Below are 7,658 nucleotides of genomic sequence, written 5' to 3'. Positions count from 1 at the left end.
AACAATCGAGGCAGCCGAATGCAGGAACTACTTCGAAAACGCAGGCTACGCTTCCGTCAAGATATGAAACGCTCTAGTGCCTTCGGGCCGAAGAGGTGAGCAGAAAACATCGCGTCCGCTATTACATTAGCAGTAAGAAATATATTGCCAAACGGCGGCGCGAGGCGGATCATCAACGCCCGCACCTCCGATCGAGAATTGGAAAGACAGGGCTGATCGGAGCTTGCCGATCGTACCGAACGCCAGGAGGTTCAGATGAAACTGCGTGCTTGCCTGCCAAGTGCAGGATGGACAGCTATTGCCTTAATGAGTTTCGGCACAGGTGCTGCCATTGCTTACGCCGCGGACAGTCCGTTGCAGTCGCAGCTTGCGACGCCAAGAGTATCGTTGCCGGGGGAACTCGACATCACACACTGCGTCGCTCTGGCCGCTGCCGGCCAATCACTGGCCCCGCAAGACTTGAAGGCCTACGAGGAGGCCCAGCCGCCATTGTGGGACGACCTAGGCTCCCTGAGCTATCCGATCAGCACAAAGAGCGCCGATGCCCAAAAATACTTTGACCAGGGGCTGCGGTTCGCCACCAACTTCAATCACGCGGAGGCGCGACGCGCCTTCCGCAAGGCACAAAGCCTCGATCCCGACTGTGCGATGTGCTTCCTCGGCGAGGCACTGGTCCTGGGCCCGAACATCAACGTGCCGATGGATCCCACCGCAAATGCACCAGCGATCACTGCTCTTCGAAAGGCGCAGGCGCTTTCATCCGGTGCCACCGAGAAGGAGCGGGGACTGATCGAGGCGGTCGCCACGCGGTATTCCGAAGATCCCAAGGCCGATCGAAACACCCTGAACGCCGCCTTCGCCGATGCAACTGCGGCGCTTTCCGACAAATATCCTGACGATCTCGAGCTCGCTGTGCTGGCCGCAGAGGCCGGCATGGACACGCAGCCTTGGGACTATTGGCAGCCGGGCGGCAAGGAACCCAAGGGCCGCACCGCCGACATCCAGAGGCGGCTGGAAGGCGTTCTCGCCAGGAAGCTCGACAATCCGATGGCGATTCACCTCTACATTCATCTTGTTGAGGCCTCGGATCGTCCGGAGCGCGCCGAGCCCTACGCGGACCGGCTAGCAGCGCTGATGCCGGGGGCCGGACACATCGTCCATATGCCGAGCCACATCTACTATCGCGTCGGCCGCTACACGGATTCGCTGAAGTCCAACGAAGCTGCCTCGAAAGTGGACGAGACCTATCTCGCCGAAACCGGCGCTACCGGTGTCTATCCGCTCGGCTACTATTCCCACAACGTGCACTTCGTATTGGTTTCGGCCCAGCTCCTCGGTGACTCGAAGACGGTGCTTGCAGAGGCTGAGAAGCTGGACAAGTTTCTGACTAACGAGGTGGCCACGGCAATACCGATCGTGCAGCCGGTGAAGGCAGCTCCGTATTTCGCCTGGGCGCAATATGCCGAACCGGATGCGATCCTGGCTAAGGCCGAGCCGGCCGGCGCGCCGCCTTACATCACATCGATGTGGCACTATGCGCGCGGCGTCGCCCTGGCCGAGAAGAAGGACGCCTCGGGCGCGCGAGTCGAGGCGGACGCCATCCACAAGATCGCTCAGGAAACCGACTGGTCGGTGCACGATGCCTGGGGAATCCCGGCATTGTCGGTCCTGCAAGTGGCCGAAGATGTCGTACGTGCCCGCGCTGCGCAGGCCGAGAATGACGTCGGCGGCTCGATAGCCTTCTGGAAGAAAGCGGTCGAAACGGAGGACACGATCCCCTACATGGAGCCTCCGTACTGGTATTATCCCGTGCGGCAGTCCCTCGGTGCCGCCCTCCTCAAGAACGGTCAGCCGGCGGACGCGGCGAAGGAGTTTGTGGCGGCGCTCCACCGCGCACGCAGCAGCGCCTGGGCACTGTTCGGGCTGCAGCAGGCGGCGGAGGCCCAAGGCGATACTGCCGCCGCAACGAAAGCCGCGGACGAACTTTCCAAAGCCTGGAAGGGCGATCCGGGCATGCTGACGCTGGAACGGCTCTGAACCTCATCCCGGACGGGACCGCTGCGGTCCGTCGACCGGGCTCCAACCAATCAACCAATTTCCGATTTGTCGGAACGTCTGCAAGCGCTTTTCTGACGTTATTCGAACGGTAGAAATCCGCATGCAGGTTCCGTACAGATGACCGATGCGACCCCGGTGATCGGCTCTGGTTTCAGTCCGATTCAGGTCCGACAGTATCCGGCTTAGCAGCAAAACGTGGTGATCCCGACAGTCCATGGCGAACCAGTCTCCGTTTGAGAATTCCCTGATAACGGGCAAAAACTGGGAGTTCGCGAGAAACGAGCGCTTTGCATGGGGCGGAAAATCAATATTGCATAGCGATGTCAGCTACTTAGCGGAACATTCCCTGCGCGGTGGATCAGGAAAATTCGCCCCGGACATCAGGAAAATCACGCAGCCAGGGATGATTCATCAGGGAAACCGGCTGTCGTTGCGCGGGATCTGATTGCGAGTTCTTGGGATCGAATTGTCGTAGTCCGGGAACGCCTTGCTGTATCGCAGGGAACGTAGGCGCGATTGCAATTGTGAAGTGATAAGGGGTGGCAACGATTTGACGCTTCCCGAAATTTAAATGCGACAGGCTGAGATCTGACTGTCGGATTGGAAGTCGGACGGCAGGATAAAGAGGGGCGTCTTCGCCCAAGCGTTCCATTGAAAGTCGTCGGCTGGACCTCGCGTGCGCATGCATATCGGTCGCGGAGAACATCGTACAGCTGTGCAAGCCATCGGCACACAATAGCGTTGTTGGGGCGTCTCGGGATCAAGGCAGACTTTGCATGGCTCTGGCCATCGACGAGCCGTTCGCAAATCTGGTCGGTTATCTCCGCAGAACACTTGGTCGGGCCATAGATGTCCTTTTGCGGTCTGGGCGCATGCTTTCATTTTTTGGGCAGCGCCGCCCTACTTGCTCGGCTTCTGCATTGGTGATCTTCTGTCGAAAAATAATGGAGGAATGACCATGTCAGACGCGAGACAAGAACCGTCCCAGTCGACTCAACAAACAGAGGAACAGAAGAGAAGTGCAGGTACTCGCGGAAAATTTTCCGATATTTCTATCAGCGAGCTGAGCTTAGATGAGGCCATAGCACTCAAAGCCTTGCGAAAGTTCGACTTCGAATTCGTCGACTACAATGTCTACGACACGCTTAGTAATTTCGGTGGCGGGACGCTCGTGCTAGTTGAGACTTTTCGGCAACCGGAGAACGAAGTTGGACGAGTGGCTCATGATTATCAAGTGCTTGTAAAAAATGGAAAGGGAATAGTCTACAACGACTACACTCAAGCCTTGCGTCTCGGCTCAGAGCGGGCGGATTTTCTGTCTCGACTGGTTTCCCCGGATACAGTTCTCGCGCTTCTGACCCTTGTTTTGGTGGCAGCGTTCTTGGCGTTCTGGGGGGTTTTCAAAGAAAAGACCCCGGAAGTGTTGGGTGTCGCTCTCACAACGGTCATTGGCTTTTGGTTTGGGCGTCAATCGAGGACAACGTCAAACACAAAATGACCAGATGCAATGCGCCTCACTTTCGGTGGTGTGACTAGCTGAAAAGCGGGGCAAGACATGGGTAGTATGGCACTCACTAAGTCCTTGGAGGAGGACAATGGCATCTCGGGTGACGATCGATGAACAATTGCATGACACAAATGGCGGTGGGACCAGGCACGATCCTGCACTGAGCCGTCAATTCACTGTAGCCTGCCCGCTTGGCACTTGTGTAACGTTCAAGTCGACTATGTATTCATTGACGAACAGGTACTTGTATTTCCTAGTGAATTTATGGTGATCCCGACAGGAATCGAACCTGTGACCTACAGATTAGGAATCTGCCGCTCTATCCTACTGAGCTACGGGACCACGCGGCCCGACACATAGCCGCTTCCGATCGTTTCGCCAAGGGGCGGGCCGAACACAATCGGCCGGCCCCTGCCGCCGCCAGGCCTCAGGCGGCGAGCGCGGTTTCGGCCAGCTTCACCCAGTAGCTCATGCCGTGCGGGATGGCTTCGTCGTTGAAGTCATAGGCCGGGTTGTGAAGGCCGGCGGTGTCGCCATTGCCAATGAAAATGAAGGCGCCGGGCCTGGCTTCAAGCATGTAGGAGAAGTCCTCGCCGCCCATCACCGGCTGGATGCCGCGGTGGACATGAGCGTCGCCGGCGACGTTTGCCGCGACGTCGCTGGCAAAAACCGTCTCTTCCGCATGGTTGAAGGTTACGGGGTAGTTCGCCTGGTAATCGACCTCGATCTTGGCGCCGAACGCCGTGGCCAATCCGTCGCAGATGGCACGAATGCGCTCTTCCGACTTCTTGGCGATTTCCTTGCGCAAGGTGCGCACCGTGCCTGCGATCTCCGCCGATTCCGGGATGATGTTGTAGGCGTCGCCGGCATGGAACTTGGTCACCGACACCACCACGGCTTCGACCGGGTCGGTGCTGCGCGAGGCGATCGTCTGCAGGGCGCCGACCAACTGGCTGGTGATGACGATCGGGTCGATCGTGCCGTGCGGCATCGCCGCATGGCCGCCGCGGCCCTTCACGGTGATGGTGAATTCCGCGGTCGCCGCCATGATCGGGCCCGGCCGGATGGCGAACTGGCCGACCGGCAGGCCCGGCATGTTGTGCATGCCGAACACTTTCGCGATGTCGAAACGCTCCATCATGCCGTCCTTGACCATCTCGTTGCCGCCACCGCCGCCTTCTTCGGCCGGCTGGAAGATGACCGCCACCGAACCGGCGAAATTGCGCGTCTCGGCGAGATATTTCGCCGCACCCAAAAGCATCGCCGTATGGCCGTCATGGCCGCAGGCATGCATCTTGCCGGGAACGGTCGAGGCATAGGGCTTGCCGGTGATCTCGTTAAGCGGCAGCGCGTCCATGTCGGCGCGCAGGCCGATGGTGGCGCCTTCGCCCTGGCGGCCGCGAATGATGCCCACGACGCCGGTCTTGCCCAGCCCCGTCACCACATCGTCGCAGCCGAAGGCCTTCAGCTTCTCGGTGACGAAGGCGGCTGTCTTGAAGACGTCGAAATTCAGTTCCGGGGTCTGGTGCAGATGTCGTCGCCAGCCGGCAACCTCGTCCTGCATTTCGGCGGCACGGTTCAGGATTGGCATGATGGTTCCATCTCGCTGTTGGGGCAGGTCCGCTGCCTTGCAATTGTGATCGTCAGGCACTTTGCCATGTTGACGTCACATAGAGTAAATAGCACCGCAACAATGCGGTCCGTTTTTGAGGGCGGACTCATTTTGCTGGCGATCGCGTAAATCTTACGGAGCCAGGGGCGACTACGGCAAGAGGCGATTTCGGATTCGATCATGCGGCACAGGCATTTCCTCAAACTATTCTGCGCGGGCGCCGTGGCGTTCTCGGCGCTGGCCGGGCCGGCGCTGGCCAATCCGGTCGTGCTGTTCGACCTGAACAGCGGCAAGATCCTCCAGCATCAGGACGCGTTCAAGCGCTGGTACCCGGCATCGCTGAGCAAGCTGATGACGGCCTATGTGACCTTCCGGGCGATAGCGGCCGGCGAGGTCCGGCTCGATTCGCCGATCAAGGTAACGAAACATTCCGCCGCCGAGCCGCCGAGCAAGATGGGCTTCAAGCCAGGCTCGGTGATGCGGCTCGACAATGCGCTGAAGATGATGCTGGTCAAGTCGGCAAACGACATCGCCATGGCCGTCGGCGAGAATGTCGGGGGATCGCAGGCAGCCTTTGCCGAGCGCATGAACGCCGAAGCGGTCCGGCTCGGCATGAACGGAACGCATTTCGTCAATCCGAACGGGCTTTATTCGCCGGACCAGTACACCACAGCGCGCGACCTGGCCGTGCTGGTGACGGCGATCCGCCGCGAGTTTCCGCAATATGCGCCGTGGTTCTCGATCGAGGGGCTTGCTGTGGGCAAGAGGGCGATCCCCAACTACAACCTGTTGATCGGCCGCTATCCGGGGGCCGACGGCATGAAGACGGGCTTCGTCTGCCCCTCCGGCTTCAACATGATCGGTTCGGCGACCCGCAACGGCCGCACGCTGGTGGCGGTGGTGCTCGGCGAGAAGTCGGCGATCACCCGTGCCGAGGCCGCGGCCAAACTGCTCGACCAGGGTTTCGATACGCCTGCCGCCGGCTCAGCCACGATCGCCACGCTGGCGCCCTACGGTGATACCATCTCGCCCAACGACGTGCGGGACGAGGTCTGCAAGAAGAAGGCGCCGGCGGAGCAGTCCGAGGCGCCGCCCGCCGTCGCCAAGAACGTGCCGAAATCGCCCTACCAGGAAAAGCTCGACCATGTGCCGACGCTGGTTGCCGTCGGGCTTGGCGGCGCGACCGGCCCGACCCCGCTGGCCATGCTCGCCCAGGGCAGCCAGGAATATGCCGACGTGCCCATTCCGACCTGGCGTCCGGACAGACCGGCGCCCGGCGCCGGCCCGACGGTGGCGGGCTCGGCTGCGCAGGGCGACCAGCCGGTCAAGGTTGCGAACTAGGCAATGAGCGGTTTTCCCATCCCTGTTTCCGTGCTGACCGGTTTTCTCGGTGCCGGCAAGACGACGCTGCTCAACCGGCTCCTGAAGGACCCGGCGCTGGCCGACACGGCCGTCATCATCAACGAATATGGCGAAGTGGCGATCGATCACCTGCTGGTGGAACAGGCGTCCGACGGCATCATCCAGCTTTCGGACGGCTGCCTTTGCTGCACGGTACGCGGCGAACTGGTCGACACGCTGGCCGATCTGGTCGACCGGCTGCAGACCGGCCGCATCGCCCGCCTTGCCCGCGTCATCGTCGAGACCACCGGCCTTGCCGATCCGGCACCGGTGCTGCAATCGATCATGGCGCATCCGGCACTGGTCCAGGCTTTCCGGCTCGACGGCGTCATCACCTTGGTCGACGCGGCCAACGGCGATGCCACGCTCGACGCCCATGTCGAGGCGGTCAAGCAGGTCGCCGTCGCCGACCGCATCGTGCTCTCCAAAACCGACCTGGTCGCTGGTCCGGATGGACCGGAAGCGCTGCGGACGCGGCTGCGGCAGATCAATCCGGGCGCCGAACTGCTGGCTGTCGACGATGTGAAAACGAGCGTCGCAGCGCTGTTCGACTGCGGCCTCTACAACCCGGCGACCAAATCCGCCGATGTGCGGCGCTGGCTCGGCGAAGAAGCGATGCATAACCATGATCATCATGATCATCATGATCATGACGGGCATGACCACGGGCATGACCACGGGCACGGCCACGACCACGGGCACCGGCATGATCAGCGCATTCGCACCCACTCCCTGGTGCATGACGGCCCGGTGCCGTTCTCGGCCATCGAGATGTTCCTCGATCTTTTGCGCTCCACGCATGGCGAGCGCCTGCTGCGAATGAAGGGCGTCATCGAACTCGAGGAAGATCCGTCGCGGCCGCTGGTGGTGCATGGCGTGCAGAAAATCCTGCATCCGCCGGCTCGATTGCCGTCCTGGCCGGACGGCCAGCGCGGCACCCGGCTGGTGCTGATCACGCTCGACATGCCCGAAGACTATGTAAGGCGACTGTTTGCCGCCTTCACCAACCGGCCCTCGATCGACACGCCCGACCGCGCGGCGCTGGAGAACAATCCCCTGGCGATCGCGGGACGCTGACCT

At 61.0% G+C, this 7,658-nt stretch carries 5 protein-coding genes and 1 tRNA gene; 4 read left to right on the top strand and 2 right to left on the bottom strand.

What is annotated here, in order from left to right; all coding sequences use genetic code 11:
- Window positions 1-255: 255 nt before the first annotated feature.
- The gene (locus FJ953_RS30045) at window positions 256-2,037 is read left to right on the top strand and encodes a hypothetical protein (protein ID WP_140625658.1); all 1,782 of its coding nucleotides are present in this window, start codon (window positions 256-258) and stop codon (window positions 2,035-2,037) included.
- Window positions 2,038-3,016: 979 nt separating this feature from the next.
- Window positions 3,017-3,556, top strand: coding sequence for a hypothetical protein (locus tag FJ953_RS30040; RefSeq protein WP_140525777.1), 540 nt, complete (start codon window positions 3,017-3,019; stop codon window positions 3,554-3,556).
- 274 nt (window positions 3,557-3,830) lie between these two features.
- Here FJ953_RS30040 and FJ953_RS30035 read toward each other — a convergent pair.
- Window positions 3,831-3,907, bottom strand: a tRNA-Arg gene (locus tag FJ953_RS30035).
- 85 nt (window positions 3,908-3,992) lie between these two features.
- Entirely contained in the window at window positions 3,993-5,156 is a 1,164-nt protein-coding gene (locus FJ953_RS30030; protein WP_140513917.1) for a M20 aminoacylase family protein, read from the bottom strand.
- 201 nt (window positions 5,157-5,357) lie between these two features.
- Here FJ953_RS30030 and FJ953_RS30025 point away from each other — a divergent pair, with 201 nt between their 5' ends.
- Together FJ953_RS30025 and FJ953_RS30020 are read left to right on the top strand one after the other, a co-directional pair.
- Window positions 5,358-6,518 carry a D-alanyl-D-alanine carboxypeptidase family protein gene (locus FJ953_RS30025; RefSeq protein WP_140625657.1) on the top strand — a complete coding sequence of 387 codons (1,161 nt, stop codon included), beginning with the start codon at window positions 5,358-5,360 and terminating at the stop codon, window positions 6,516-6,518.
- Window positions 6,519-6,521: 3 nt separating this feature from the next.
- Window positions 6,522-7,655 (top strand): GTP-binding protein, encoded by a 1,134-nt coding sequence (locus FJ953_RS30020; protein ID WP_140625656.1) that lies wholly within the window; start codon window positions 6,522-6,524, stop codon window positions 7,653-7,655.
- The last annotated feature ends 3 nt before the right edge of the window (window positions 7,656-7,658 follow it).

Origin of the sequence: Mesorhizobium sp. B2-3-6 (assembly GCF_006442305.1) — a bacterium.
In the GTDB taxonomy this organism is placed as follows: Bacteria; Pseudomonadota; Alphaproteobacteria; order Rhizobiales; family Rhizobiaceae; genus Mesorhizobium.
Note: the sequence above shows the minus strand (reverse complement) of the source record. Positions and strands in the feature narration are given on the sequence as shown.

Excerpts from the sequence above, each read along its gene's own strand:
- FJ953_RS30045 (WP_140625658.1), top strand. The coding sequence starts at position 256 with ATGAAACTGCGTGCTTGCCTGCCAAGTGCAGGATGGACAGCTATTGCC.
- FJ953_RS30025 (WP_140625657.1), top strand. The coding sequence starts at position 5,358 with ATGCGGCACAGGCATTTCCTCAAACTATTCTGCGCGGGCGCCGTGGCG.
- FJ953_RS30020 (WP_140625656.1), top strand. The coding sequence starts at position 6,522 with ATGAGCGGTTTTCCCATCCCTGTTTCCGTGCTGACCGGTTTTCTCGGT.
- FJ953_RS30030 (WP_140513917.1), bottom strand. The coding sequence starts at position 5,156 with ATGCCAATCCTGAACCGTGCCGCCGAAATGCAGGACGAGGTTGCCGGC.
- FJ953_RS30040 (WP_140525777.1), top strand. The coding sequence starts at position 3,017 with ATGTCAGACGCGAGACAAGAACCGTCCCAGTCGACTCAACAAACAGAG.